This window comes from Bradyrhizobium barranii subsp. barranii, from assembly GCF_017565645.3.
Classification (GTDB): Bacteria; Pseudomonadota; Alphaproteobacteria; order Rhizobiales; family Xanthobacteraceae; genus Bradyrhizobium; species Bradyrhizobium barranii.
The window spans coordinates 7,918,393-7,944,150 of sequence record NZ_CP086136.1; the positions used below are offsets into that span (position 1 = coordinate 7,918,393).

Here is a 25,758-nt window from a genome sequence, read left to right on the forward strand (position 1 = left end):
CTCACCTCACGCGGTCTTCGGCAGCGGCTGCGGGCGTCTCGCCAGCACCATCACCGCGATGCCGCCGATGACCGTCAGCATCCCGGCCAGCCGCAACGGGCCGAACTTCTCGCCAAACACGATGCTGGAAGCAGCCGAGCCGACGAACGGCACCAGCAGCGCGAACGGCACCACTTGAGCGGCTGGATAATCCCGCAGCAGCCGGCCCCACAGCCAATAGGCGATGCTGGTCGAGATGGCGCCGATCGCCAGCAGGCAGACGAGGCCAGTCGGCGACATATGGATCAGCGACTGGAAGGTTGGCGCCGGCCCGTTGACGACCAGCGCCAGCGCGAACAGCGGCACGGCGGCGGTGAGGCAGAGCCAGGCGAACAGGTCGAACATCGGCGCGCCACGGGCGCCGCGCAGCAGGACATTGCCGACGGCAAAGCAAATCGGGGCGATCATCAGCACCGCGAAGGCACCAACGCTGAAATCGTAACCGACGGTACCGCAGATCAAGAGCAGGCCGACTGCGGCGACGACGATGCCAAGCGTCTGCACCGGCGTCGGCCGCTCGCCAAATGCGATCGCGGCAAAGCCGATGGTGAACAGCGCCTGGCTCTGCACGACGACGCTGGTGAGCCCCACCGGCACACCGTGGGCGATGCCATAGGCCTGGCTCAGGAACTGGCCGAGGAACAGCGTGAAGCTGATCGCGATCAGCAGCGACCAGGCGATCTTCGGCTTGGGAATGAACAGGCACGGCACCGCGGCAATGGTGAAGCGCATCGCCGTCATCAGCTCCGGCGAAAATTCGTCGAGCGCGATCCGGCTCGCCACGAAGGCAAGCCCCCAGATGACCGCCACCAGAATGGCGATGAGGATATCGGCCGGCTTCATTGTTGTTCTCGGTTCTGCTTTGTCGTGCAGCCCTGTTTGTTGTTCTGTTCTAGCCTTGCTCGCCGGCTTTCGGTTTCCGCAGCAGATAAGTGCCGTGCATGGGCGCGTGGTAGTCGACCGAGACCAGCGTGAAGCCGACATCGGTCAGCATCCGCTCCATCACCCAGCCGAAGGTGGAATATTCGTCGCGCATGTGCGTGACGACGCTTTCGCGCGAAAAATCGTGGTTCTTGATATGGAAGTCGGCCCATTGCTCGACGTCGCGCTCGATGGCGTCGGGCATCGAGGCGTAGACGATGTCGCGCAGATAGAAGCTCGCGCCCGGCTTCAGTGCACGGTAGATCCGCGACATCGCCACCGCCTTCCAGAAATCCGGCAGATGGTGCAGCGTGAACTCGCTGACGATCAGATCGTAGGATTCCGGGCGGGAGGCGAAGCTGAGCAAGCCGGCCGACTGTGTGCGCACGGGCGCCTTGCGGTCGCGGGCGTAGATCTCGGCGAGCGCCAGCATCGCCGGCGAGATATCGATGGCGTCCACCTCGGCACCCATCAACGCCGCTTCGGTCGCGAGCACGCCGTTGCCACAGCCGATATCCGCGATGCGCCAGCCGCGCTGTACCCCGAGCATTTTCAGCGCGGCGCGCGCCCGCAGATCGGCATCGTCATGGGCGTCGTAGATCGAAGCCACTGCGGGCTCGATCCCCATCCGGTTGCGCTCGTTATAGTACCAGTCGCGCGCCAGCATGGCTCACATCCCCTCAGGCCCGCGGCCAATCGCGGCAACGCCGGTGCGCGACACCTCGACAAGGCCGAGCGGGCGCATCAGGTCGATAAACTGGTTGATCTTGTCCGTATTGCCTGTGATCTCGAACACAAAGCTCTCGGTGGTGGCGTCGATCACGCGGGCGCGGAACGCATCCGCCAGCCGCAGCGCCTCGACGCGATGCTCGCCCTGCCCGCGCACCTTCACCATCGCAAGCTCGCGCTCGATCGAGCGCTTGGTCAGGGTCATGTCGACAACGCGATAGACCGGGATCATGCGGTCAAGCTGGTGCTTGATCTGCTCGATCACCATCGGCGTGCCCGTGGTGACGATGGTGATGCGCGACAGGTGCTTCTGGCTCTCGGTCTCCGAGACGGTGAGACTTTCGATGTTGTAGCCGCGCCCGGAGAACAGCCCGATGACGCGCGCGAGCACGCCCGGCTCGTTCTGCACGAGCACCGAGAGCGTATGCGTCTCGTTGGGATCGTGGCGATCCTCGATGAAATAGGCGGATGCCGGCTGGTTCATGGTCGTCCCCTCTTGTCTCTCCGTCACGCCATCGCTGGCGCCTCTGCCCCGACCCAACTGCGGAACAGATCGAAATCGATATTGCCGCCGGACAGCACGAGACCGACGCGCTTGCCTGACAGTTTAGCTTTCTCCTGAAGCGCCGCAGCGAGCGCGGCGGCGCCGGCGCCTTCAGCGAGATTGTGCGTGTCGGTCCAGTAGGCGCGGATCGCGTCGGCGACCTCGTCGTCGGAAACCTGCACGATGCGCGCGGCACCCTTGCGGATCAGCGCGAACGCGTCTGCATCGGGAATGCGCGTTGCCATGCCGTCGGCCAGCGTGTTGCTGGTCTTCGTCGTCACGACCTTGCCGGCCGCGAACGACAGCGCGTAGGACGGCGCTTCGGTCGACTGCACGCCGACGATCTCGGTCTTCAGGCCGAGCAGGTCACGCGCCATGATGCAGCCGGAGATGCCAGAGCCCTGCCCGATCGGCACATAGAGAACATCGAGATCCGGCGCCGTCCGGAACAGTTCGAGCGCATAAGTGGCGACGCCGAGCACGAGATCCGGATGAAACGACGGCACCATGTGCAGGCCGGTAAATTGGGCGCGCCGCTGCGCCTCTTCGGCGGCCGCCTGAAAGTCCTCGCCATGCTCGACGAGCTCGGCGCCAAACGCCTTCATCGCCCGGTTCTTCTCGACCGAGTTGCCGCGCGGCACGTAGATCACGGCCGGCACGCCGTGGCGGCTCGCGGCAAAGGCCAGGCTCTGGCCGTGATTGCCGCGCGTCGCCGAGATGATGCCGGGTGTGTTCGGCCGCTCGCGCTTCAGTCGTTCGAGATAGACGAGACCGCCGCGCACCTTGAAGGCGCCGATCGGCGTATGGTTCTCGTGCTTGACGATGACCTGCGTCCCGAGGCGCTCGGCGAGCAGCGGCCAGCCGCGTGCCGCCGTCGCCGGCACCGCCTGCCCCACGATCGCATGTGCGCGCTCGAGCTCCGTCAGGTCGAACATGACGTCACACCAGCGCCTTGCCGCCGGCGAACGCCTTTGCCGTGGCCTCGTCGTTCGCCTGCTCGGGCAACAGCATCTCGTTGTGCGCCTTGCCGGAGGGGATCATCGGGAAGCAGTTTTCGAGCGCCGCGACGCGGCAATCGAACAGCACCGGGCGCTTGACCGAGATCATCTCCTGGATGGCGCCGTCGAGATCAGAGGGCTTGTGCACCTGGATGCCGACGCCGCCATAGGCTTCCGCGAGCTTGACGAAATCCGGCAACGCCTCCGAATAGGAATGCGACAGCCGGTTGCCGTGCAGCAGCTGCTGCCATTGCCGCACCATGCCCATGTACTGGTTGTTCAGGATGAAGATCTTGATCGGCAGTTCGTACTGCACCGCCGTCGACATCTCCTGCATCGTCATCTGCACCGAGGCATCGCCCGCGATGTCGATGACGAGGCTGTCCGGGTGCGCCACCTGCACGCCGACCGCCGCCGGCAGGCCATAGCCCATCGTGCCGAGCCCGCCCGACGTCATCCAGCGATGCGGCTCCTCGAAGCCGAAGAACTGCGCCGCCCACATCTGGTGCTGGCCGACTTCCGTCGTGATGTAGGTGTCCTTGCCGCGCGTCGCCTCGAACAGGCTCTGGATCGCGTGTTGCGGCAGGATCACGTCGTTGCTCTTCTTGTAATAGAGCGAGTTGCGGGCGCGCCATTGCGCGATCTGCTGCCACCACGCCTTGATGTCGGGCTTCTTCGCCTCCGCCTTGAACACCTGGAGGATATCGCCGAGGATGTTGCCGCAGTCACCAATGATCGGCACGTCGACCCGGATGTTCTTGTTGATCGAGGACGGGTCGATGTCGATATGGATCTTCTTCGAGCCCGGCGAGAACGCATCGACGCGACCGGTGATGCGGTCGTCGAAGCGCGCGCCGACGCACAGCATGACGTCGCAATCATGCATGGTCATGTTGGCTTCATAGGTGCCGTGCATGCCGAGCATGCCGAGCCAGTTCTTGCCCGACGCCGGATAGGCACCCAGGCCCATCAGCGTTGAGGTGATCGGGAAGCCGGTGACCTCGACCAGCTCGCGCAGGAGCTTGGTCGCCTCGGGGCCGGAATTGATGACGCCGCCACCGCTGTAGATCACGGGGCGCTTGGCATTGGCGAGCAGCGACACGGCCTTGCGGATCTGCGTCGCGTCGCCCTTCACGCGCGGCGCGTAGGAGCGGTGCACGTCCGACTTGCGCGGCGGATGATAGGTACCGGTCGCGAACTGCACGTCCTTGGGCACGTCGACGAGCACCGGGCCGGGACGGCCGGAGGTCGCGACATAGAAGGCCTCGTGCAGCACCTTGGCGAGATCGTTGACGTCGCGCACCAGCCAATTGTGCTTGGTGCAGGGCCGCGTGATGCCGACCGTGTCGCACTCCTGGAACGCGTCGTTGCCGATCAGATGCGTCGGCACCTGGCCGGAGATGCAGACCAGCGGGATCGAGTCCATCTGCGCGTCGGTCAGCGGCGTCACCATGTTGGTGGCGCCGGGACCGGAGGTCACCAGTGCAACGCCCGGCTTGCCGGTCGAGCGCGCATAGCCCTCGGCGGCGTGGCCCGCGCCCTGCTCGTGGCGGACCAGGATGTGCTGGACCTCGCTCTGCTGGAAGATCTCGTCATAGATCGGAAGCACGGCGCCACCGGGATAGCCGAAAATGTCGGTCACGCCATGATCGATAAGCGCGCGAACGATCATCGCGGCGCCGGTCATCTGGTTCGGATCGTGGCTCTTGTCGCTCATTGTCTTGCTCCGGATGCGCTGTTGTCAGCGGCTTCGTTCGTGTCGGGTTCGGGAAATAAAAAAGGCCCCGAAGAGGGCCCATGCACACCGCCTGTCTTGTGGATGGCAGCTAGCCACCCCCGGCGGTGTGCCTGGGTACGACGGCGATAAGGAGTTTGGTAATAATGTTGCGCATGGCGGACGCTCGACTTCCCAAAGGTTGCGCGAAACATAACGGTCAAAGCCCGGATGTCAAGGCAATGCGACCGTTCCCGCGCGATTTTGGCAATGTAGCGGTGTTCCCAGGGTTCGGCGAGAGGTAAATTCGGGAACCCGGGTACAAAAGCGCGTCAGCGGTGGTCCCGCTCCGCCTTCACGATGGCAGCGAGCCACCCCCTCGCCTCCTCCGGCTTGACCCATTCGAATTCGGGCAATTGGTGCCGGAACCAGGTGAACTGCCGCTTGGCGTAGTGGCGGGTATCGGCGCGACCGATCATGGCGGCATCGTCCAGGCCGATCTCACCGCGCAGATGCCGGATCAGGGCCGGCACGCCATGGGCTTTCATCGCCGGCAGCAGCGGATCGAGATGTCTGGCGGCGAGCCGCTCAACCTCCCTCAACGCGCCGGCACCGAGCATGGCATCGAAACGGGCATCGATGCGGGCATAGAGCTCGTCGCGCTCGGGTGCGAGAAACGCCGCGTGAAAACTATCCTTGGGCAGCAGCGGCGGCTGGCCTTCATGGTGCCAGTCGAGCAGCGAACGGCCCGTCGCTTCGATCACTTCGAGCGCGCGCGCGATCCGGGTGCGGTCGCGCAGGTTTAATCGTTCCGCGGCGCGCGGATCACGGCGTGCAAGTTCCTCATGCAGCGCCTCGACGCCGTTCCGCTCCAGCCGCGCGCGCACGTCCTCACGTATTTCGGCGGGAATAGGCGGCACCACGGAGAGGCCCGCCGTCAGCGCCTTGAAATAAAGGCCCGTGCCGCCGATGAAGATCGGCAGGCGGCCTTCGGCTTTCGCCTCTTCCAGCGCCTTCGTCGCGTCGACCACCCATGCGCCGGCCGAGAAATTCACGGCCGCATCGACGTGGCCGTAGAGACGGTGCGGCGCGCGTCCTTCCTCGCCATGTGTAGGGCGCGCGGTGATGATGCGGAGGTCGCGATAGACCTGCATGGAATCGGCATTGATGACGATTCCGCCCGTACTCAGGGCAAGCTCGAGCGCCAGCGCCGACTTGCCGCTGGCGGTCGGGCCTGCGATAAGCACGGCCTTGCCAACATGTCTTCTGCTGACTTGTCCCTCGCTCACGAAAACCTCAAATGTCCCTCGTCGCCACGCTGATCTGCAATCCCGACAATCCCGCGCTCGACAGCACCATCGTCGACGGCGCCCGCGCCGTGCTGCCCCAGGCGCAACCTGCGCACTGGCTGTTCGACGGGGTTGCGGTCGACATTCCCTTCGGCGCGCAGGATAACCTCCAGGGCGACCGTCACGCCATCGAACAGCGGTTGCGCGAGCTTCGCGGCGACCTTCCCATCGACATCGTGGTGCAGCCAGTCGGCTTCCGGCGCAAGAAGCTTTTTCTCGCCGACATGGATTCCACCATGATCGGCCAGGAATGCATCGACGAGCTCGCCGATCTGGTCGGGATGAAGGCCCACGTGGCGGCCATCACGGAACGCGCGATGCGCGGCGAGATCGAGTTCGAGCCGGCGCTGCGCGAGCGCGTCGCGCTGCTGAAGGACCTTCCCGCCAGCGTGGTCGACGAGGTGCTGGCCAAGCGCATCACGTTGACGCCGGGCGGCCGCGAACTGGTCGCGACCATGCGCGCCCATGGCGCCTATACCTGTCTCGTCTCCGGCGGCTTCACGCTGTTCACGCGCGCGGTCGCCGCCAAGATCGGCTTCCAGGAGAACCGCGCCAACGAGCTCGTCGTCCGCGACGGCAAGTTCACCGGCGAGGTCAAGGAGCCGATTTTGGGCCGCGCGGCAAAGCTCGCGACGCTGGTGGACCTGATGGAGTCGTTCGATCTCGACGACATCGACTCGGTCGTGGTCGGCGATGGCGCCAACGATCTCGCGATGATCCAGGCGGCGGGCCTGGGCGTGGCGTATCACGCCAAGCCAGCGGTCGCGGCTGCGGCTGCCGCGCGGATCGACCATGGCGATCTCACCGCGCTGCTCTATGCTCAGGGGTATCGGCGGGACGAGTTCGTGGAGGCTTAGCCTCTCCCGTCGTCAGCACTTGCGGCACGCCCAGCGGCCGTAGGGTGGGCAAAGGCGCTTGCGCCGTGCCCACCACTCTTGTCGCGATGGTGGAAAGATGGTGGGCACGCTTCGCTTTGCCCACCCTACTGGATTGTGCGGCGACTACTGCACGCTCAACGCCACAAACCGCAGCTCGCCGTCGGCGTTGGAGACGAGCAGCAGCACAGACTTCTTGCCGTCCTTCTTGAGCTGGTCGACCCGCTTCTGGATGTCGGCGCCGCTGGAGACGGCCTCCTGCGCGACCTCGACGATGACGTCGCCGGCGGAGAGGCGCTTCTCGGCAGCATCCGAATTGGCGTCGACATTGGTGACGACCACGCCCTTGACGCTGTCCTTGATCTTGTAGCGCGTGCGCAAATCCTTGCTGAGCGCGGCAAGATCGAGACCGAGCGCCTTCTGCGTCACCGGCTTCTCGGGCGCCGGCTCGTCGGTCTTGACCGCGGCCTGCACCTTGTCGGGATCCTGGAGACGGCCGAGCGTGACCTTCTTGGTCTCCTCCTGGCCCTTGCGGATGATGACGACATCGACTTCCTTGCCGACCGCCGTGTCGGCGACGACGCGGGAGAGATCCTTGGGGTCCTTGACGTCCTTGCCGTCGAACTTGACGACGACGTCGCCGGGCTCGATGCCGGCGGGCTTGGCCGGGCCCTTGTCATCGACGCCGGCGACCAGCGCGCCGCGCGCGGGCTTGATGTTGAGGCTCTCGGCGATCTCGTCGGTGACGCTCTGGATGCGCACGCCGAGCCAGCCGCGGCGCAGTTCGCCGAACTGGCGGAGCTGGTCGACCACGGCGACAACCGTCTTCGAGGGCACGGCAAAGCCGATGCCGATCGAGCCGCCGGAGGGCGAGATGATCAGCGTGTTGACGCCGATGACGTCGCCATCGAGGTTGAACAGCGGACCGCCGGAATTGCCGCGGTTGATGGAAGCGTCGGTCTGGATATAGCTGTCATACGGCCCCGAGGAGATGTCGCGGTTCTTGGCCGAGACAATACCGGCCGTCACCGTGCCGCCGAGGCTGAACGGATTGCCGATCGCGATCACCCAGTCGCCGAGGCGCAGCTTGTCGGAGTCGCCGAACTTTACGGCCACCAGCGGCTTCGGCGGCTTGATCTTCAGCACGGCGAGGTCGGTCTTCTTGTCGACGCCAACCAGGTCGGCCTTGATCTTGGTGCCGTCGTTGAGGATGACGTTGATCTCGTCGGCGTCCGCGATGACGTGGTTGTTGGTGACGACGACGCCAGCGGTGTCGATGATGAAGCCGGAGCCGAGCGAGTTGGTCTTGCGGGGCGGGTTGTCACCGCGCTCACCGCCCTTGCCGCCGCCGCCGGGGCCGCGGCGGTTCTTGAAGAAGTCGTCGAAGAACTCCTCGAAGGGCGAGCCGGGCGGCAGTTGCGGCATGGTGTTGCTGCCGCCGCCGCCGCCCTTGGCTTCGACGGTCTGCGAGGTCGAGATGTTGACGACCGCGTCGATCACCTTCTCGGCGACGTCGGCGATCCCGTCCGGGCCACGCGCAAGGGCCGGCGTGCCGAACGCGCTGAATGCACTGACGGCGAGCGCGGCCAGCCCTAAGCGCAAGCGGGTCGGGGCAATGGTGGCAGCGGTCATTGGTATCTCCAGAGAAAAGGATCAGGCCCCAAGGATTCGCCTCCAAGACTGCGCTCGAACGGGGGGACGGCGCAAGCGCCGAGCTTAACGGGCCTCAAGACCCGGATAATACGGCGAAAACCAGTCTCTCGCCTTCACTTTGGCGTTGGCGTGACGCCTAAATCGGACGGCGCATAACCCAGATCAAGACCAGGCCGGCCACGGCCGAACCGATCCCAACCGCCCGCAGGATATTGTCCGGCGTGGCGATGGCGCTTTTCATGGCCTTGCGCATCCAGTTGGGACTTGCCGCGAACATCAAGCCTTCCAGCACGAACAGGATGCCTAAGCCGATGAGGAAGTCGGCGAACGCAATGGACCTCATCGGAATGGAACCTCCCGTTGTGCTGTTCTTGTCTGGACGAAGGGCGGCAGAACTGCCGCCCTCTGTCTAGCTCACGGCTTCGCCGGCGTCTCGGTCGCCGTCTTGCCGGACGGGTTACCAAAGAACCGGAAGAAATCCGAGTCCGGCCGCAGCAGGAAGCGGGTGTCGTTCGCGCGCAGCCCGTTCTCATAGGCTGTCATCGACCGGTAGAAGGCGAAGAAGTCGGCGTCCTTGCCGTAGGCTTCCGCGAACAGGCGGTTGCGCTCGGCGTCGCCGACGCCGCGGATCTGCTCGGCCTGCGATTTGGCTTCCGCCTCGATCACGGTCGCCTCGCGGTCGGCCTTGGAGCGGATCTCCTGTGCCTTCTGGCCGCCCTGCGCACGGAACTCGGCGGCTTCGCGCTCGCGCTCGGTCTTCATGCGCTGGTAGACCGCCTGGCTGTTCTGCTCCGGCAGGTCGGCGCGGCGGATCCGGACGTCGACGACCTGGATACCGTAGCCGTCGGCCTCGCGATCGAGCTGGTCGCGGATGCGCTGCATCAGCTTCTCGCGGTCGTCGCGCACCACGTTGATGAAGGTGACCTCGCCGAGCACGCGGCGCAGCGCCGCGTTCAGGAGCGTGGTGAGCTGGATGTTGGCAGCCTGGATCGAGCCGACGCTCTGGTAGAAGCGCAGCGCGTCCTTGATGCGGTAACGCGCGAAGGCGTCGACCACGAGCCGCTTCTGGTCGGACGCGATCGCTTCCTGCGACGGGTTCTCCAGATCGAGGATCCGCTTGTCGATGTTGATCACCGAATTCCACGGCGCCTTGAAGTGCAGGCCGGGCGCGGTGACGACGTCGACGGGACGGCCGAACTGCAGCACGATGGTCTGCTCGGTCTGTTGCACCGTGAACAGCGACATGTAGCCGACGATCACGACGAGCAGGAGGGCGAGCAGCGTGACGATACCTGTGACCGGAGACCTCATCGGTTGCCTCCACTCGACTGCTGACCGGTGGTAGGCGGCCGCTTGGTTGTCAACTCACTGAGCGGCAGATAGGGCACGACGCCCTGGCCCGAGGGGCCGCCGTCATAGACGAGCTTGTCGGCGCCGCCGAGCACGCGCTCCATCGTCTCCAGATAGATCCGTTCACGCGTCACGTCGGGCGCCTTCTTGTATTCCTCGTAAACCTTCAGGAAGCGCGAGCTCTGGCCCTTGGCCTCGGCGACCGTCTGCTCCCTGTAGCCTTCGGCGGCCTGCGTGATCTGCGCCGCACGTCCGCGTGCCTGCGGCACGACCTGGTTGGCGTAGGTCTGCGCCTCGTTCTGCAACTGCTCGAGATTGGCGCGCGCCGCCTGGACGTCGCGGAACGCGTCGATCACCTGCGCCGGCGGGTCGACCTTCTGCATCTGCACCTGGCTGATGAGAATACCGGCGCCGTAGCTGTCCAAAGTCCTCTGGATCAGCTCCTGCACGCCCTGTTCGGTAACGTTGCGCGCCCCGGTCAGGATCGGCTGGATCTGCGAGCGGCCGATCACCTCGCGCATCGCGCTCTCGGAGACCGCCTTCACGGTGCCTTCGGGATTCTGGATGTTGAAGAGGAAGTCGCCGACGCCGTCCGGCTTGATGCGCCAGAGCACGGTGAAGTCGACGTCGACGATATTCTCGTCGCCGGTCAGCATCAGGCTCTCTTCCGGCACGTCACGAATGGAGCGGCCGCGCCGTGCCGGATCGTCGATCAGCGTCATGCCGATTGAGATCGTGTTGACGCGCAACGCCTTCGGCAGCAGCACGGTTTCGATCGGATAGGGCAGATGATAGTTCAGACCCGGCTGCACGGTGCGGACATGCTTGCCGAAGCGCAGCACGACGCCGAGCTCTTCGGATTGCACCCGGAAGAAGCCCGACAGCAGCCAGAACGCGATGATGAGCAGGACGATCAGCGTGATGCCGATGCCGGAGAAATAGCCGCCCGGCATGATCTGCTGGAGGCGGTCCTGGCCGCGCCGCAGAAGGTCTTCCAGATCCGGCGGCCTTGGCCCGACCGGTTGCGGGCCGTTGCCCCATGGTCCCTTCGGACCCGAGCCCCATGGGCCACCGCCCTGATTCTTCCACGGCATTCGACGCTCTCCTCGGCAGGGTGAAAATCGCCCCCGCCCGCTTTGTCCGGTCCGGCTTTATAGGGGACAGGCAAGTCCCTTACAACGCGGCCCGGGCTGTCCTTCGAGCTATGCTCGGGCACGAAAAAGTCAATGTAAACATTGACGAATGCGGTTAATTGCCCGCCCGCCGACGATATGTCACATAGGAGTAGTCGGCGCTGTCGTCGGGTCCGGCAGGATGCCGGATGCGCCCAACCTCATCCCACTCTGCCTTGTCGATGTCGAAATGCGTGTCGCCTTCGGGACGCGCATGCACTTCGGTGATTTCGAGGCGATCGGCGCGATCGAGCCATTGCCGATAGATCTCGGCGCCACCGATCACCGCGATCTCGGCGACCGAACGCCGCAGGGCGTCGCCAAGCGCAACCGCGCCCGCATCGGCAGCCGATGTCGTGACGATGGCGCCATTGGCGCGATAATCCGCATCGCGCGTGATGACGATGTTGGTACGGCCAGGAAGCGGCCGGCGCAGGGTTTCGAAGGTCTTGCGGCCCATGATCACGGGCTTGCCGATCGTGAGCGCCTTGAAGCGCGCCATGTCGGATTTCAATCGCCACGGGAATCCGTTGCCGGCGCCGATGACGCCGTTCTCCGCGATCGCGACGACGAAGATGATCTCCATCAGGACGCGCTCCCCGCAAGTCGTGTCAGCGCGGGGCCGGTGACGCGGCACAGCGTCCAGTCGTCCATCATGACGGCGCCGAGCGATTTGTAGAACGCGATCGACGGCGCGTTCCAGTCGAGCACCGCCCATTGCAGCCGCGACCAGCCGTTGTCGACGCATTCCTTGGCGAGATGGACCAGCAGCGCCTTGCCGAGGCCCCTGCCCCGATGCGACGGCCGCACATACAAATCTTCGAGATAGATGCCGTGGCGGCCGCTGAAGGTGGAGAAATTGAGAAACCACACCGCGAAGCCGACCGGCTCGCCGTTCCACTCGGCGACCGCACAAAAGAGCCGCGGATCGTTGCCGAACAGCGCCTCCGCAATCATCGCCTCGGTCGCCTCGACTTCGTGCGAAAGCTTTTCGTATTCGGCAAGCTCGCGGATGAGAGCAAGAACCAGCCCGGCTTCACCGGCGCGCACACGGCGGATGGTCAACGACATCAGCGCTAGACCGCGACTTCCGCCTTGATGTGCGGATGCGGATCGTAGCCGACGAGCTCGAAATCCTCGTAACGGAAGGAGAAGATGTCCTTCACATCAGGATTGATCCGCATCACCGGCAGCGTCCGCGGCGCGCGCGTGAGCTGGAGCTTCGCCTGCTCCAGGTGATTGGAATAGAGATGGGTGTCGCCGAGCGAGTGGACGAAGTCGCCGGGCTTCAATCCCGTGACCTGCGCCACCATCATGGTGAGCAGCGCGTAGGACGCGATGTTGAAGGGCACGCCGAGGAAGACGTCGGCCGAGCGCTGATAGAGCTGGCAGGACAATTTGCCGTTGGCGACATAGAACTGGAACAGCAGGTGGCAGGGCGGCAGCGCCATCTTTTCGACGTCGGCGGGATTCCAGGCGGTGACGATCAGCCGGCGCGAATCCGGGGTGCGCTTGATCATGTCGATGACATTGGCGATCTGGTCGATGCTGCGCCCGTCGGCCGTGGGCCAGGAACGCCATTGATGGCCATAGACCGGTCCGAGATCGCCATTGGCATCGGCCCACTCGTCCCAGATGGTGACGCCGTTGTCGCGCAGATATTTGATGTTGGTGTCGCCCTTCAGGAACCACAACAGCTCATGCACGATCGCCTTCAGCGGCAGCCGCTTGGTGGTCAGCATCGGGAAGCCGGCAGACAGGTTAAAGCGCATCTGATGGCCGAACACCGACAGCGTGCCGGTGCCGGTCCGGTCGGTCTTCTCGGCGCCGTCTGAAAGAATCCGCTCGAGCAGGTCCTGATACTGGTGCATGTGCCATTGAGCCTTTGGGGAGGCGGCGAACTTAACGGCGCGCCCCGCGCTACGACAGCAGCGATTCGCTGTTTAAGCCCATTATACCCCGAAAAGTGACTGTTCCCGGTGCAAACAACAAGGGGCGGAACTTGCGTCCCGCCCCTCGCCTATCGGCTTGAAAGTGCTCGTTAAGTTGCCGGCTTGAGCACCGGGGTCCACTTCGCGATCTCGTTCTTGACGAGGATCGCCAGCGCCTCCGGCGTCCGGTCCTTGGGCCCCGGAATGACGCTGCCGAGCTCGAGCAGGCGCTTCTTCACGGTCTCGTCGTCGAGCGCCTTGATGGCGGCGGCATTCAGGCTCGCAATGATCGCGGGCGAAGTTCCCTTCGGCGCGAACATCGCGTTCCAGGCCTGGGCCTGGAATGCAGGCAGGCCGGCCTCCGCCGTCGTCGGCACGTTCGGCAGCGACGGATTGCGCTCGGCCGTCGCGATCGCATAGGCCTTGATGGTGCCGGCATTGATCTGCGGCACCGCATTGACGATCTGGTCGCACATGTAATCGACCTGTCCGGCGACCAGCGCATTCATCGCGGGGCCCGTGCCGTTGAAGGGCACGCCGACCGGCTTGACGTCGAGGATCGAGTGCAGGAGCTCGCAGGAGACGTGCGAGACCGAGCCGACGCCGGCATGCGCGGCGTTGACCTTCTCGGCGTTCGCTTTCACGTAGGCGACGAACTCCTTGAGGTCTTTCGGCGGAAAGTCCTTGCGCGCCAGGATCAGGATCGGCGTGCCCGCGAGCAGCGCGACCGGCTCAAAATCCTTTTCCGGGTGGTAGGCGAGTTTCGGATAGAGCGGCACGGAGGCGGCATGCGTGCCCATATGCCCGGTAATGAGCGTATAGCCGTCATTGGCCGCGCGCGCAGCGCGCGTGGTCGCGGTGGTGCCGCCGGCGCCGACCACGTTCTCGATGATGATGCTCTGTCCGAGCGTCTGCGCCATGTGCCCGGTGACGATGCGCGAAATCACGTCGGTCGGTCCGCCGGCCGCGAACGGCACGATCATGGTGATGCTGCGCGTCGGATAGGTCTGCGCCTCCGCCGGTGCGACAAAGCCGCACAACGATGCGAACGCCGCAGCGCATGCGCCCGCAAGCGCGCGAATGGAAGTCATCTCGATCCCCTCGGACGTAAAACAAAAATGCCGGCCACAGGGCCGGCATTTTCATTTCACGAAGCGGTCACACAAGTCGATTCGACTTCCGAATGCGGCGTGCGGACGCAGGGCGCCGCGACGACGCAGGCGCGGTCAGTTCTCGGATTCGGTGAACACCTCGTCGCGTTTGGCGCGCAGCACGGGCAGGACCGTGAGGATCAGCAGAAACGCCGCGATCGCCAGCAGCACCGCCGACAACGGACGCGTCAGGAACACGCTCCAGTCGCCGCGCGAGATCAGCAGCGCACGACGCAGGTTCTCTTCCATCAGCGGTCCGAGCACCATGCCGAGCAGCAGCGGCGCCGGCTCGAAATCGTGCTTGATCAGCCAGTAGCCGACCAGACCGAAGACGCCCGCGAGGATGACGTCGACCGGTGCGTTGTTCACCGAGTAGATGCCGATCGCGCAGAAGATCACGATCGAGGGGAACATCAGCCGGTAAGGCACGCGCAGCAGCCGCACCCAGATTCCGACGAGCGGCAGGTTGATGATGATCAGCATCAGATTGCCGATCCACATCGAGGCGATCATGCCCCAGACCAGATCCGGCTGCTTCTGCATGACCTGCGGGCCCGGCACGATGCCGTGGATGGTCATCGCGCCGACCATCAGCGCCATCACCGCGTTCGGCGGGATGCCGAGCGTCAGCAGCGGAATGAACGAGGTCTGCGCCGCGGCGTTGTTGGCGCTTTCCGGCCCCGCCACGCCCTCGATCGCGCCGCGGCCGAACCGCGACGGGTTCTTGGCGAGCTTCTTCTCGAGCGTATAGGCGGCAAACGACGCGATGACCGCGCCGCCGCCCGGCAGAATGCCGAGGATCGAGCCGAGCACCGTGCCGCGCAGGATCGCCGGCGCCGAGTCGGTCAGGTCTTTCCTGGTCGGCATCAGGCCGGTGATCTTCTGCTGCACGAGATCGCGATTCATCTCGGCGCCGGCGTCGAGATTGCGGATGATCTCGGCGAAGCCGAATACACCCATCGCCACCGTCGCGAAGCCGAGGCCGTCGGCGAGCTCCGGAATGTTGAAGGCCATGCGCGAGGCGCCGGTCTCGATGTCCGAGCCGACGATCGAGAGCAGCAGGCCGAACACGATCATCGCGATCGCCTTCAGCACCGAGCCTTTGGCCAGCACCACCGCGAAGATCAGGCCGAGCACCATCAGCGAGAAATACTCGGCCGGACCGAACGCCAGTGCGAGCTTCGTGAGCGGCGCGCCGAGGACGGCGATCAAGACGGTCGCAACGCAGCCGGCGAAGAACGAGCCGATCGCGGCGATCGCCAGCGCCGGGCCGGCGCGGCCCTGCTTGGCCATCTGGTGGCCGTCGATGGCGGTGACGACCGATGTCGCCTCACCGGGTATGTTGACCAGGATCGACGTGGTCGAGCCGCCGTACTGGGCGCCATAATAGATGCCGGCGAGCATGATCAGCGCGCCGACCGGCGGCAGGCCGAAAGTGATCGGCAGCAGCATCGCGACCGTCGCGATGGTGCCGATGCCCGGCAACACCCCGACCAGCGTGCCCACGAGGGCACCGATCAGGCACATCAGCAAGTTGATCGGAGAGAACGCGACGGCAAAACCGTGAGCGAGGTTGGCAAAGAGCTCCATTACACCCTCACTGAACCAGGAAACGCGGGAACATCGGCATCGGCAACCCGAGCACGTACGGGAACAGGATTGCGCAGCCGAGCGTCAGGCAGGCGCCGACGATGGCGGCCTCCAGCCAGCGCGTCTCATGCGAGCCCAGCGCTGCAATCATGAAGCTCACGAAGGCCGTGACCACGAGGCCGAGCGGCCGGATCGCCAGCGCGAAAAACAGGATCGCGACCATCACGAACAGAGGCCCGCGCCAGGAATAATGGGCCATCGCCGGCCCATCGGTCAAAAGACCGGTCAAGGCGATGGCGGCCGACAAGGCCACCAGCAATCCACCGAACATCCGCGGTGCCGTGCCGGCGCCGAAGGAGAAGCCGCGCATGCCCTGCAGATCGCTCGACGCCCACAGCGCGAACAGGGCGAGCGCCATCAGGATGACGCCGCCGACATAGTCCTGCGCCGACCGGATCGTCATGAACAGCGTGAGGATCGCCACCGCAAACAGCGGATAGGAATAGATCAGCGCCAGCAGCACATCGGATGACGCCTTCTTGGTGCCGCCACCGAACGATCCGAATATGGCACTCGGCGCGCCGGCGAGCAGCGCCGTCGCATGGCCGGTTACGACCTGCAATGGGCCGCGCCCGGCACCCCAGCCAAAGATCGTCCCGATTGACCAGATGAATTCGAAAATCTGCGGCGCTATCGCCAGCAGGCAGAAGCCGATCGCCACCGAGGTGTTTCGGGTGGCAGTCGCCGAGTGGCCCATCGTGTCGGCCATGCTTGTCTCCTCCGCGACTTCTAAGTCACGAGCACTGTTGTTCTAATCGGCTGGAAAAGGATCCCCCCGCCCGGATCACTGCCTAGCGATTTTCATCACACAATGCCAGCAAAACCAAACAGGCCACCGGCGAGCAAAAGCCAGAGTGGATTGATGCGCGAGATGGATGCGACCACCGCAACCATAGCGGTCAGAAGCAGCGCAGCAACGGTGCGATCGGTCGACTGGGCCAGGATCAGGGCGCTGGCTGCCATCAATCCAATCGACAGCGGAACCAGTGCAGTCTGAATCAGGGCGGGCCAGCGCGATTGGCTGGGCCGGCTCAGCAGACGGCTGACATAATAGGCAAGCAACGCCGTCGGCAGGCACATCGCCAGCGTTGCCGCCAGCGCGCCGGGGATGCCGGCGACGGCATAACCGATTAACGTGACGATAAGTACGTTCGGACCTGGCGAGAGCTGCGCGATCGCATAGGCGTCGGCGAACTGCTTCTCGGTCATCCAGTGATGCACGTCGACCGCGATGCGGTGCATCTCCGGCACCGCCGCCGCAGCGCCGCCGACTGCGAACAGCGACATTAGACCAAAGGTGGAGATCAGCGCCCAGATCGGGTTTTCGCTGTTCATGCTGCTACCTTCCGCCGCATCAAATATGTGACGCCGATACTGACGGGGATCGCGACCAGCAGCACCGCCTGGAGTGGCAGGCGGAGCACGCCGATCGCAACGAACACGCCGAGCATGAGAATGAGCACGACGACGTCCATCCGCTTGAGCAATGGCATCATCATGCGGAAGACCACCGCGATCAGCAGCCCGACCGCCGCGCAGGAGATGCCCGCGAGGATCCGGCGCAGCACCTCCACATCGCCGAACCGGGCGTAGATGATCGCAAGCACGGTCATGATCACCGTCGGCGGCAGCAACAGCCCGGTAAAGGCGGCAACGCCGCCGGCGATGCCGCGCAACCGCGACCCGAACACCATCGACAGGTTGACGATGTTGGGCCCGGGCAGGAAATGGCAGAGCGCAAAGGTCTCGTTGAACTCGTCCGCCGTCATCCAGCGGTGCTGATCGACGATGGCGTGGCGGGCAAACACCAGGACCCCGCCGAAGCCGGCCAGCGACATCCGGGCGAAGGCCAGGAACAGCGCGACGAGGCCGGGCGGAGGAGCGTGGGCGGCTGGATGGTCCGGCTCTTGGGCGGCCGGTGCTGAATCCATGGACATGTCAGGAGCTTAGAACGCTGGCCGTCCCAGGGCCAAGATCATACCGAGGCCCGCCCGGGACCTATCCAAAGGGAACCGTGGGATCGCCGCTCGAAACACCTGTCATTTGAAACCTTTGCCCCCTATATTGGGGGTGCCGGTTCGCCGGCTATGGAAATAAACGGTCGTCGCAATAAACCATTCGGACCCGGGGGCGGTACCCGGCGCCTCCACCAAAGCCCACCAGCGGGCTCACCCAGAGCGGGTTTTGGCGGGGGCGAAATAGGATCGACGAGGGCGTAAAGGGCGTGCTTTTTCCCGGTATTGTTCCGCCGTTATCGGGCTACTGCAATAGTTGCCAACGACAACTTTGCTCCGGTTGCTCAGGCTGCGTAACGCAGTTTGAAAGACCATCTTAAAGTCCTAACGGGTTAAGCTCCGTTAGGCGGGGTTCGGAGGCACCTGGCAACAGAAGCCTCCACTTACCTCTTATTTCCTTCCCGGCGGGGACTCCTGCTGACCCGTCAGGCGCGGTACTATTGCGGCTTGGCGAGTCGGGCCGGCAGGGCCCAACTCCTGGAATGCAACAGGACCACCATGGCGACCGATCATATCCGATACGATGTGCTGGCCCGCGACGCGCTGCGCGGCGTGCTGCGGAAGGTGCTGACCGATGCCGCGTCCCATGGACTGCCGGGCGAGCACCATTTCTTCATCACTTTCGTGTCGAAGGCCGAGGGCGTGAAGCTGTCGTCGCGGCTCCTGGCGCAATACCCGGAAGAGATGACGATCATCCTCCAGCACCAGTTCTGGGATCTGACCGTGCTCGAGGACCGCTTCGAGGTCGGCCTGTCCTTCGGCGGCATTCCGGAGCGGCTGATCGTGCCGTTCAGCGCGATCAAGAGCTTCCTCGATCCGTCCGTGAAGTTCGGCCTCCAGTTCGACACCTCCGATGTCGCCGAGGTGTCGCCCGAGACATTGCCGGCCGCTCCCGCGCCGTCGGCCGTCGCGGTGCCCGCGCCTGCCAGCGAGCCGGCGGAAAGCGCCGAGGAGCCGACCGCCCCGAACCAGGGCGGCGCCGAGGTGGTGCGGCTCGATCGTTTCCGCAAGAAATGATCTAGGTTGGACCCGAAACGGTCGCGCCCGGCCAAACTGCCGATATAGAAGAGCACATGAAGAGGCTGCACGGCATTCCGTGCCGCAGAATGGATGTGCTCATGGCCAAGACCGCTCGCTCGAAGACTGCTCGCTCGAAGACTGCCCGCCCCGCCAGCCGCACCGAGACCGACAGTTTCGGTCCCATCGAGGTCCCCGCCGATCGCTATTGGGGGGCGCAGACCGAACGCTCGCGCCAGAATTTCCGCATCGGCATCGACCGCATGCCGATCGAACTCGTGCATGCGCTCGGCATCGTCAAGCTTGCCGCCGCACAATCCAACCTCGCGCTCGGCCTGCTCGACCAGCGCCGAGCCAACGCCATCATCCGCGCCGCGCGCGAGGTGATCGAGGGCAAGCTGGACGATCATTTCCCGCTTGTCGTGTGGCAGACCGGCTCGGGCACGCAGAGCAACATGAACCTCAACGAGGTCATCGCCAACCGCGCCAATGAGCTGCTCGGCGGCGAGCTCGGCGCCAAGAAGCCGGTGCATCCCAACGATCACGTCAACATGAGCCAGTCGTCGAACGACTCGTTCCCGACCGCGATGCACATCGCGGCCGCAAGCCGCATCAATGCCGATCTCGTCCCTGCCCTCGGCGAGCTGTTGCGCGCACTCCGCAAGAAGGAGAAAGAGTTCGCAAAAATCGTCAAGATCGGGCGGACACACACCCAGGATGCGACGCCGTTGACGCTCGGCCAGGAATTTTCCGGCTACGCCGCGCAGGTCGAAAGCGGCATCGCCCGCCTCAAGGTGGCGGTGAAGGACCTCTATCCGCTGGCCCAGGGCGGCACCGCCGTCGGCACCGGCCTCAACTCCAAGCCGCGCTTCGCAAGGCTGTTCGCAAAGCACGTTACCGGGATTACGAAGCTGCCCTTCACCAGCGCCGCCAACAAATTCGAGGCGCTGGCCTCGAACGACGCCTATGTGCTGGCGCACGGCGCCATCAATTCCGTCGCGACAGGCCTGTTCAAGATCGCCAATGACATCCGCCTGCTCGGATCGGGCCCGCGCTCGGGCCTCGGCGAGCTGATCCTGCCGGAGAACGAGCCGGGCTCCTCGATCATGCCCGGCAAGGTCAACCCGACGCAGTGCGAGGCGATAACGATGGTGTGCTGCCAGGTGTTCGGCAATCACACCGCGATCACAGTCGCCGGCAGCCAGGGCCATTTCGAGCTCAACGTCTACAAGCCCGTGCTCGCCTACAACATGCTGCACTCGATCCGGCTGATGGCGGACGCCGCGCGCTCCTTCACCGAACATTGCGTCAGCGGCATCCGCGCCGACGAAAAGCGCATCAGGGAGCTGATGCAGCGCTCGCTGATGCTGGTGACCGCGCTCGCCCCGAAGATCGGCTACGACAACGCCGCCAAGGTGGCGAAGACCGCGCATTCCAACGGCACCACGCTGAAGGAGGAGGCGCTGCGGCTCGGCTTCGTCTCGGCCGACGAGTTCGACCGGCTGGTGCAGCCGGAGAAAATGACGCGGCCTGGATGAATTCCGAATTCCGATAGTCATCCGTAATGATACGGTGCCCTGGGGCTCATAAATATAAGGCCTAAGGGCCGGGATTTGATTACCGTCAATGTTGTGGCGAGGCGGCGTGCTACGCAGGCCTCTCTGCCCTTTGACGGGGCTAATTCATCGTTTGATGGCCCGAGGGGCCAATTGACGAGGACGAGCGAATGGCGATCAAGTCTCATAGGGCGCAACACGGCACCCAGTTTCTGAATGTTTCATCCTGCCAGAAGAGGAGCGGATGATGGAGACGCGGCATGGGGAACGTCATCAACCTGAATCGTTTCAGGAAGCGCGCCGAGCGGGAAGCCACGGCGAAGCAGGCGGACGTCAACCGGGCGAAGTTCGGCCGCACGAAGGCGGAGCGGTCGGCGGAGGAGACGCGCGCGGACCAGGCGAAGGCGCGTCTGGACCAGCATCAGATCGATCGCGAGGATCAGTCATGAAGTCGCCCGTCGTGAAACGGTCGATCGTGGTCGCCGGCCACAAGACCAGCGTCAGCCTGGAAGAGGCGTTCTGGAACGGCATGAAGGAGATCTCGGGCCTGCGCAACATGACGCTGTCCGAGCTGGTCGGCGAGATCGACGGCAACCGCCAGCAGGGCAATCTGTCCTCGGCGATCCGCCTGTTCGTCCTCGACTACTTCAAGAGCCGCGCCATGGCCGCCATCCAGCCGGAAAAGGTCCCGGCCCAGTAGCCGTTGGGCGTCCCCCAACGGCGCCTCACGGTTCTGCACTTTAAAATCACTCTAAGGTGCAGTTTCAGCCGACCCGCGCGCTTGACCTCACTGCCCTGCGTTGAAAATACAGGGCATGACCGACACCAATGACACGCGTTCGCGGATGCCGCTGGGCCTGGCCCAGCGCGGCTATATCGGCGTCATCCAACATCTTTCCGCCAGGGATGCGGGCTCGGCGCTCTCGGACATCGAGCTCGAGAGCCGGCTGATCGAGCTCGGCTTCGTCGAGGGCGCCCGGGTCGAGGTCCTGCACAAGGGCCTGGTCGGGCGCGACCCGATCGCCGTCCGTGTCGACAACATCACGATCGCGGTCCGCCGTCGTGAAGCCATGGCCATCATTGTCGCCTAGATAGCGACCGGAAATCTGATCCCATGGAAGCTCCTCTGCTGCATCTCGCCCTGGTGGGCACGCCGAATAGCGGCAAGACATCGCTGTTCAACGCGCTGACCGGCAGCCGACAGAAGGTCGCGAACTATCCCGGCGTCACCGTCGAGCGCAAGGAAGGCTTCTTCGTCACGCCCCTGGGACGCCAGGTCTCGGTGGTCGACCTGCCCGGCACCTACTCGCTGCGCGGCCGCAGCCCGGACGAGGAGATCACCCGCGACTTCGTGCTCGGCAAGGCGTCCGGCGAGACCGTACCCGACCTCGTGCTGTGCGTGGCCGACTCGACCAATCTGCGCCTGACCATCCGCCTGCTGCTGGAGCTGAAGCGCACCGGCCGGCCGATGATCCTCGTGCTCAACATGTTCGACATCGCGACCCGCCGCGGCATTACGGTCGACGTGGAGCGGCTCGCCAAGGAGCTCGGCGTGCCCGTGGTCACCTCGATCGCGGTGCGCAAGAGCGGCACGGCCGATCTGTTGGCGCTGACGGACGAGATCTCGGCGAAACTCGCCGCGGAGCCGCGGGAGAACAGCTGGCGCGCGCTCAGCGTCGCCGAGCTGCGAGCCACCCAGCGCGAGGCCGACCGCATCATCGCCGACTGCGTCAGCCTGCCTGCTAGACCCGACACCTGGACCGCGCGGATCGATGCCGTGGTGCTGCATCCGGTCGGCGGGCTCCTCGTGCTCGCGCTGATCCTGTTCGTGATGTTTCAGGCGGTGTTCGCCTGGGCGCAGCCGCTGATGGACCTGCTCAACAACGGTTTCGACGCGCTCGGCGAATTCGTGCACGCCACCCTGCCCGCCGGCCTGCTGCAGAGCTTCCTTCAGAACGGCGTGATCTCAGGCGTCGGCAGCGTCATCGTGTTCCTGCCGCAGATCATCATCATCTTCCTGTTCATCCTGCTGCTGGAAGACTTCGGCTACATGGCGCGCGCCGCGTTCCTGATGGACCGCATCATGGGCGGCGCCGGCCTGCACGGCCGCGCCTTCATTCCGCTGCTGTCGAGCTTTGCCTGCGCCATTCCCGGCATCATGGCGACGCGCGTGATCGACAACAAGCGCGACCGGCTGACCACGATCCTGATCGCGCCGCTAATGACCTGCTCGGCGCGCATTCCCGTCTACACGCTGATCATCTCCGCCTTCATTCCGGCCAGGGACGTCTGGGGCTTCATCAACCTCCAGGGCCTCGTGATGTTCGGCCTCTACGCCGCCGGCATCACCAGCGCGCTTGCGGTCTCGTTCCTGATCAAATTCTTCATGCTGCGCGACTATGCGCCTGCGCCGTTCATGCTGGAGCTGCCGGACTACAAGATGCCGCGGCTGAAATCGATCGCGATCGGCGTCTACACGCGGGCAAAAATGTTCCTGCACCGCGCCGGCACCACGATCTTCTCGATGATGGTGCTGATCTGGTTTCTGGCCTCGTTCCCGCAGCCGCCCGCGGGCGCCACCGAACCCGCGATCGACTTCAGCCTCGCCGCGATCATCGGCAAGGCGCTCGAGCCGCTGCTCGCCCCCGTCGGCTTCAACTGGCAGATCGCGGTCGCGCTGATCCCGGGCATGGCGGCGCGCGAGGTCGCGGTCGCAGCGCTCGGCACCGTCTACGCGATCGAAGGCGGCAAGGAAGCCGCCGAGCAGATCGGCCAGGTGCTGGCGACGAAATGGTCGCTTGCGACCGCGCTGTCGATGCTGGCCTGGTACATCTTCGCCCCGCAATGCGCATCCACGCTCGCAGTGATCCGGCGCGAGACCGGAAGCTGGACCTGGATGGCCGTGACGTTCTTCTACATGCTCGTGCTGGCTTATGCCGCGAGCCTTCTGACCTACAACGTCGCGGTCGCACTCGGCGCGGGGTAGCGCCCTCTCTAAACTAAAATTGCGAAAACAACCCCATGCACAGTAGACGGGGGTTGTCGGGCTCGTGACCGGTGACGTCAGTGAAGTCGTTGATGCATCCGAGGAAACAGACGTAGCCCGGATGGAGCGCAGCGAAGTCCGGGAAAGCGCATCCGGTGCGAGGATTCCCGGATTGCGCTTCGCTCCATCCGGGCTACGGACTACGGCGTGCCGGTTGCGCCGTCGGGCAAAACAGGAGCATGATGGCATCCTCCCGGGATTGCCATCTCGACTGCGCCACCACACGACTGGACGCGTTCGGTCCGAACCAAAATCAACAAATCAAATGGAGGCGGCGCGAGGCCGCCTCCGGTGCCTCATCATTACTGGCAAACATACATGATGCCGTTGCCGCCCTTGACGAGCGCGCCTGGCGTGCAGCCGATGCCGTTGCGCGCGGCGTAATCGGACCAGCCACTGTAGCCATAGGTCCAGGGGCCATCATCGGCTTCATCGACAACAACCAGCGTCACGTCGTCCTGCTCGACAGGAAGCAGCTCTCCGCGCTCGACCGCAGGAATCGATGCCGGACATCCGCGCGCTTTCTTTCGCTCCCCATGAAAAAGGCCCCGGTCGATGCCGGGGCCTAAGTTCACTGGGAGGACTTTGGATCAATAGCGCGGCGCGCCGTAACCGCCGAAGCGATAGTTCACGCGAACCGTGACCATGTCGATATCCTGAGTGACTCCGCTGCCGGTGAGGGTGAACCCACCGGGTGTGACCACGCCTGCGAAGGAGGTGTTGTCACGCCCCATCCAGAGGTGGTCGTATTCGACACCGACCGTCCAGTTCGGGGTGAAGCCATACTCCCAGCCGACACCCAGAGCACCGCCCCAGCGCGTGTGACCCGCCGAGGCGAGGCCGACGCCGGTGACATTGTTGAAGATGTCAAAGCGATTGCGCGTCACGGCGGCGCCGCCCTTCACGTAGAGCAATGAGGCGTTCCATGCCCAACCGAGCTGAGCCGTGAACAGCCCGATCGCATCGGTCTTGCCCGTGGTCGAGATCAACGGATCGATCAAACTGACGCGTGTGTTCTTGATCTCGGCCCAATCACCCTGGGCTTCCAGGCCGAGCACGAACTGATTGGTCTGCCAGCGATACCCGATCTGTCCGCCGACGAGGCCTCCGGAGCGATCGGCGCAACCACTTGCGACGTTGCCTGCGGGCGTTATCAAATCCACGCAACCGTGGCTCTGCCCCCAGCCTCCGTTGGCGCCGATATAAATCCGGTCCAATTGTAAACCGCCATCATCGGTGCCGGCGGCGGCGCCTTGACGGCCATATCGGCCGCCATGGCCGGAGGCGCCATGCTCAGCGCCGCGAAGCCGATCGCCGCGATCGAAAGCTTTTTCATCGTCTCATCCCCTTTGCTCAAATCTCGTCCGTCATAAAAGCGAGCCCTTATGCAGGCTGGCGTGCATAAGTGCTGCGAACAGCCTGAAGTCTATGCGCGAGGGGATTCCTGGCCCGTACCAAAATGGCAACACTCAAACGCCATCGCTGTGCACAGAAGAGTGCTTAGTCAGTCTTTGAAGTGCCGTGCGCTCCAGCACCGTCCTGTTCGTCAGCAAGCCACGCGCCGATGCCGGAGGATGGGATCACCCGCTTCGGCAGGTGCGGGTTGATCGTGCCTGCAAAGACGGAAAGTCCCTCATCGCGCTTGGCGCGCGCAAACAGCTTGGCTTCATGCTCAGTCGCGAAGGTCTTCGTCTCGCGCGGACTTCGTTGTCTCGGCAGAACGCCTCGCCGTTGCACTTCGAAGGTGACGTACCAGGTCGGACTCATTGCGCACACCAACATGTCACCAGTCCCTGGACTCGCGTTGTGGTGCGGCTGTCATCCGCCTGTTTGATTCAGATCAAGCAGCGACTTGACTGCGAACGCTTGACGCGCCGGGTCGCGAACTGAGGGTCGGTTGACCCGTCGGGCAACACAGGAGCACGATGGCATCATCGGCTTCAGTGACATCCGGCTCCCGACCTTCTCCGTCCCGCGAATGGCGATGCGATACCGTCTTCGGGCTGGATCGGCGCCGTGATCAGGGCCGACCGCCACCCCATCAGCAG

27 protein-coding genes, 1 other RNA gene and 1 pseudogene are annotated in these 25,758 nt (G+C 64.5%); 8 read left to right on the plus strand and 21 right to left on the minus strand.

Annotation, left to right across the window (positions count from 1 at the left end; translation table 11 throughout):
- Window positions 1-6: 6 nt before the first annotated feature.
- The 6 genes from J4G43_RS38545 to miaA form a co-directional block, all read right to left on the minus strand.
- Window positions 7-882, minus strand: a complete 876-nt coding sequence (locus J4G43_RS38545) for an EamA family transporter (RefSeq protein ID WP_208088123.1) — start codon at window positions 880-882, stop codon at window positions 7-9.
- A gap of 49 nt (window positions 883-931) precedes the next feature.
- Window positions 932-1,627, minus strand: a complete 696-nt coding sequence (locus J4G43_RS38550) for a class I SAM-dependent methyltransferase (protein ID WP_208088124.1) — start codon at window positions 1,625-1,627, stop codon at window positions 932-934.
- Between the two features lie 3 nt (window positions 1,628-1,630).
- The gene (ilvN, locus tag J4G43_RS38555; RefSeq protein ID WP_014493064.1) at window positions 1,631-2,173 is read right to left on the minus strand and encodes an acetolactate synthase small subunit; all 543 of its coding nucleotides are present in this window, start codon (window positions 2,171-2,173) and stop codon (window positions 1,631-1,633) included.
- A 23-nt stretch (window positions 2,174-2,196) separates the two neighbouring features.
- Complete coding sequence (locus tag J4G43_RS38560; RefSeq protein WP_208088125.1) at window positions 2,197-3,168, minus strand: threonine dehydratase; 972 nt, start codon at window positions 3,166-3,168, stop codon at window positions 2,197-2,199.
- Between the two features lie 4 nt (window positions 3,169-3,172).
- A complete protein-coding gene (locus J4G43_RS38565; RefSeq protein WP_208088126.1) occupies window positions 3,173-4,948 on the minus strand; it encodes an acetolactate synthase 3 large subunit in 1,776 nt (591 codons plus the stop codon).
- 329 nt (window positions 4,949-5,277) lie between these two features.
- Window positions 5,278-6,234 carry a tRNA (adenosine(37)-N6)-dimethylallyltransferase MiaA gene (gene miaA / locus J4G43_RS38570; RefSeq protein WP_208088127.1) on the minus strand — a complete coding sequence of 319 codons (957 nt, stop codon included), beginning with the start codon at window positions 6,232-6,234 and terminating at the stop codon, window positions 5,278-5,280.
- An 11-nt stretch (window positions 6,235-6,245) separates the two neighbouring features.
- On the opposite strand from miaA, the gene serB reads away from it, so the two are divergent.
- Window positions 6,246-7,151, plus strand: coding sequence for a phosphoserine phosphatase SerB (gene serB, locus J4G43_RS38575; RefSeq protein WP_085399727.1), 906 nt, complete (start codon window positions 6,246-6,248; stop codon window positions 7,149-7,151).
- 144 nt (window positions 7,152-7,295) lie between these two features.
- Here serB and J4G43_RS38580 read toward each other — a convergent pair whose 3' ends face one another.
- The 12 genes from J4G43_RS38580 to J4G43_RS38635 form a co-directional block, all read right to left on the minus strand.
- Window positions 7,296-8,801, minus strand: coding sequence for a Do family serine endopeptidase (locus J4G43_RS38580; protein ID WP_166101647.1), 1,506 nt, complete (start codon window positions 8,799-8,801; stop codon window positions 7,296-7,298).
- A gap of 157 nt (window positions 8,802-8,958) precedes the next feature.
- The gene (locus J4G43_RS38585) at window positions 8,959-9,165 is read right to left on the minus strand and encodes a DUF2065 domain-containing protein (RefSeq protein ID WP_025038031.1); all 207 of its coding nucleotides are present in this window, start codon (window positions 9,163-9,165) and stop codon (window positions 8,959-8,961) included.
- A 71-nt stretch (window positions 9,166-9,236) separates the two neighbouring features.
- Window positions 9,237-10,133, minus strand: a complete 897-nt coding sequence (gene hflC / locus J4G43_RS38590) for a protease modulator HflC (protein WP_063981620.1) — start codon at window positions 10,131-10,133, stop codon at window positions 9,237-9,239.
- Window positions 10,130-11,266 carry an FtsH protease activity modulator HflK gene (gene hflK, locus J4G43_RS38595; protein ID WP_063981619.1) on the minus strand — a complete coding sequence of 379 codons (1,137 nt, stop codon included), beginning with the start codon at window positions 11,264-11,266 and terminating at the stop codon, window positions 10,130-10,132. Before hflK ends, hflC begins: the two co-directional genes overlap by 4 nt.
- Window positions 11,267-11,420: 154 nt before the next feature.
- Window positions 11,421-11,930: a dihydrofolate reductase gene (locus tag J4G43_RS38600; protein WP_085399728.1), complete on the minus strand. Its 510-nt coding sequence runs from the start codon at window positions 11,928-11,930 to the stop codon at window positions 11,421-11,423.
- The gene (locus tag J4G43_RS38605; RefSeq protein WP_208088128.1) at window positions 11,930-12,415 is read right to left on the minus strand and encodes a GNAT family N-acetyltransferase; all 486 of its coding nucleotides are present in this window, start codon (window positions 12,413-12,415) and stop codon (window positions 11,930-11,932) included. The genes J4G43_RS38600 and J4G43_RS38605 overlap by 1 nt, the downstream gene beginning before the upstream one ends.
- Window positions 12,416-12,420: 5 nt before the next feature.
- Window positions 12,421-13,215 carry a thymidylate synthase gene (locus J4G43_RS38610; RefSeq protein WP_208088129.1) on the minus strand — a complete coding sequence of 265 codons (795 nt, stop codon included), beginning with the start codon at window positions 13,213-13,215 and terminating at the stop codon, window positions 12,421-12,423.
- Window positions 13,216-13,385: 170 nt separating this feature from the next.
- Window positions 13,386-14,366: a tripartite tricarboxylate transporter substrate binding protein BugD gene (locus tag J4G43_RS38615; RefSeq protein WP_208088130.1), complete on the minus strand. Its 981-nt coding sequence runs from the start codon at window positions 14,364-14,366 to the stop codon at window positions 13,386-13,388.
- Between the two features lie 135 nt (window positions 14,367-14,501).
- Window positions 14,502-16,016, minus strand: coding sequence for a tripartite tricarboxylate transporter permease (locus tag J4G43_RS38620; protein ID WP_028147708.1), 1,515 nt, complete (start codon window positions 16,014-16,016; stop codon window positions 14,502-14,504).
- A gap of 7 nt (window positions 16,017-16,023) precedes the next feature.
- Complete coding sequence (locus J4G43_RS38625) at window positions 16,024-16,785, minus strand: tripartite tricarboxylate transporter TctB family protein (RefSeq protein WP_208088131.1); 762 nt, start codon at window positions 16,783-16,785, stop codon at window positions 16,024-16,026.
- Window positions 16,786-16,880: 95 nt separating this feature from the next.
- A complete protein-coding gene (locus tag J4G43_RS38630) occupies window positions 16,881-17,411 on the minus strand; it encodes a chromate transporter (RefSeq protein WP_208088132.1) in 531 nt (176 codons plus the stop codon).
- The gene (locus tag J4G43_RS38635) at window positions 17,408-18,013 is read right to left on the minus strand and encodes a chromate transporter (RefSeq protein ID WP_208088133.1); all 606 of its coding nucleotides are present in this window, start codon (window positions 18,011-18,013) and stop codon (window positions 17,408-17,410) included. Before J4G43_RS38635 ends, J4G43_RS38630 begins: the two co-directional genes overlap by 4 nt.
- A gap of 96 nt (window positions 18,014-18,109) precedes the next feature.
- Here J4G43_RS38635 and ssrA point away from each other — a divergent pair.
- The 7 genes from ssrA to feoB all read left to right on the plus strand — a co-directional run bounded on the left by ssrA (window position 18,110) and on the right by feoB (window position 23,650).
- Window positions 18,110-18,475, plus strand: a transfer-messenger RNA (tmRNA) gene (gene ssrA / locus J4G43_RS38640).
- A 114-nt stretch (window positions 18,476-18,589) separates the two neighbouring features.
- Window positions 18,590-19,108 carry an SspB family protein gene (locus J4G43_RS38645; RefSeq protein WP_028147704.1) on the plus strand — a complete coding sequence of 173 codons (519 nt, stop codon included), beginning with the start codon at window positions 18,590-18,592 and terminating at the stop codon, window positions 19,106-19,108.
- Between the two features lie 89 nt (window positions 19,109-19,197).
- A complete protein-coding gene (fumC, locus tag J4G43_RS38650) occupies window positions 19,198-20,646 on the plus strand; it encodes a class II fumarate hydratase (RefSeq protein WP_208089529.1) in 1,449 nt (482 codons plus the stop codon).
- Between the two features lie 278 nt (window positions 20,647-20,924).
- Window positions 20,925-21,113, plus strand: a complete 189-nt coding sequence (locus J4G43_RS38655) for a DUF4169 family protein (RefSeq protein WP_208088134.1) — start codon at window positions 20,925-20,927, stop codon at window positions 21,111-21,113.
- On the plus strand, window positions 21,110-21,364 hold the full coding sequence (locus J4G43_RS38660; protein WP_014493044.1) for a ribbon-helix-helix domain-containing protein: 255 nt from the start codon (window positions 21,110-21,112) through the stop codon (window positions 21,362-21,364). The genes J4G43_RS38655 and J4G43_RS38660 overlap by 4 nt, the downstream gene beginning before the upstream one ends.
- A 115-nt stretch (window positions 21,365-21,479) precedes the next feature.
- Window positions 21,480-21,755 carry a FeoA family protein gene (locus J4G43_RS38665; RefSeq protein ID WP_208088135.1) on the plus strand — a complete coding sequence of 92 codons (276 nt, stop codon included), beginning with the start codon at window positions 21,480-21,482 and terminating at the stop codon, window positions 21,753-21,755.
- A gap of 23 nt (window positions 21,756-21,778) precedes the next feature.
- Window positions 21,779-23,650, plus strand: a complete 1,872-nt coding sequence (feoB, locus tag J4G43_RS38670; protein ID WP_208088136.1) for a ferrous iron transporter B — start codon at window positions 21,779-21,781, stop codon at window positions 23,648-23,650.
- A 362-nt stretch (window positions 23,651-24,012) separates the two neighbouring features.
- Here the strand turns inward: feoB and J4G43_RS38675 are convergent, their stop codons facing one another.
- The 3 genes and pseudogenes from J4G43_RS38675 to J4G43_RS38685 form a co-directional block, all read right to left on the minus strand.
- Window positions 24,013-24,162 carry a hypothetical protein gene (locus tag J4G43_RS38675; RefSeq protein ID WP_208089626.1) on the minus strand — a complete coding sequence of 50 codons (150 nt, stop codon included), beginning with the start codon at window positions 24,160-24,162 and terminating at the stop codon, window positions 24,013-24,015.
- A gap of 138 nt (window positions 24,163-24,300) precedes the next feature.
- Window positions 24,301-25,046 (minus strand): annotated as a pseudogene (locus J4G43_RS38680) (outer membrane protein).
- A gap of 164 nt (window positions 25,047-25,210) precedes the next feature.
- Window positions 25,211-25,477: a hypothetical protein gene (locus J4G43_RS38685; protein WP_063981607.1), complete on the minus strand. Its 267-nt coding sequence runs from the start codon at window positions 25,475-25,477 to the stop codon at window positions 25,211-25,213.
- Between the last annotated feature and the right edge of the window lie 281 nt (window positions 25,478-25,758).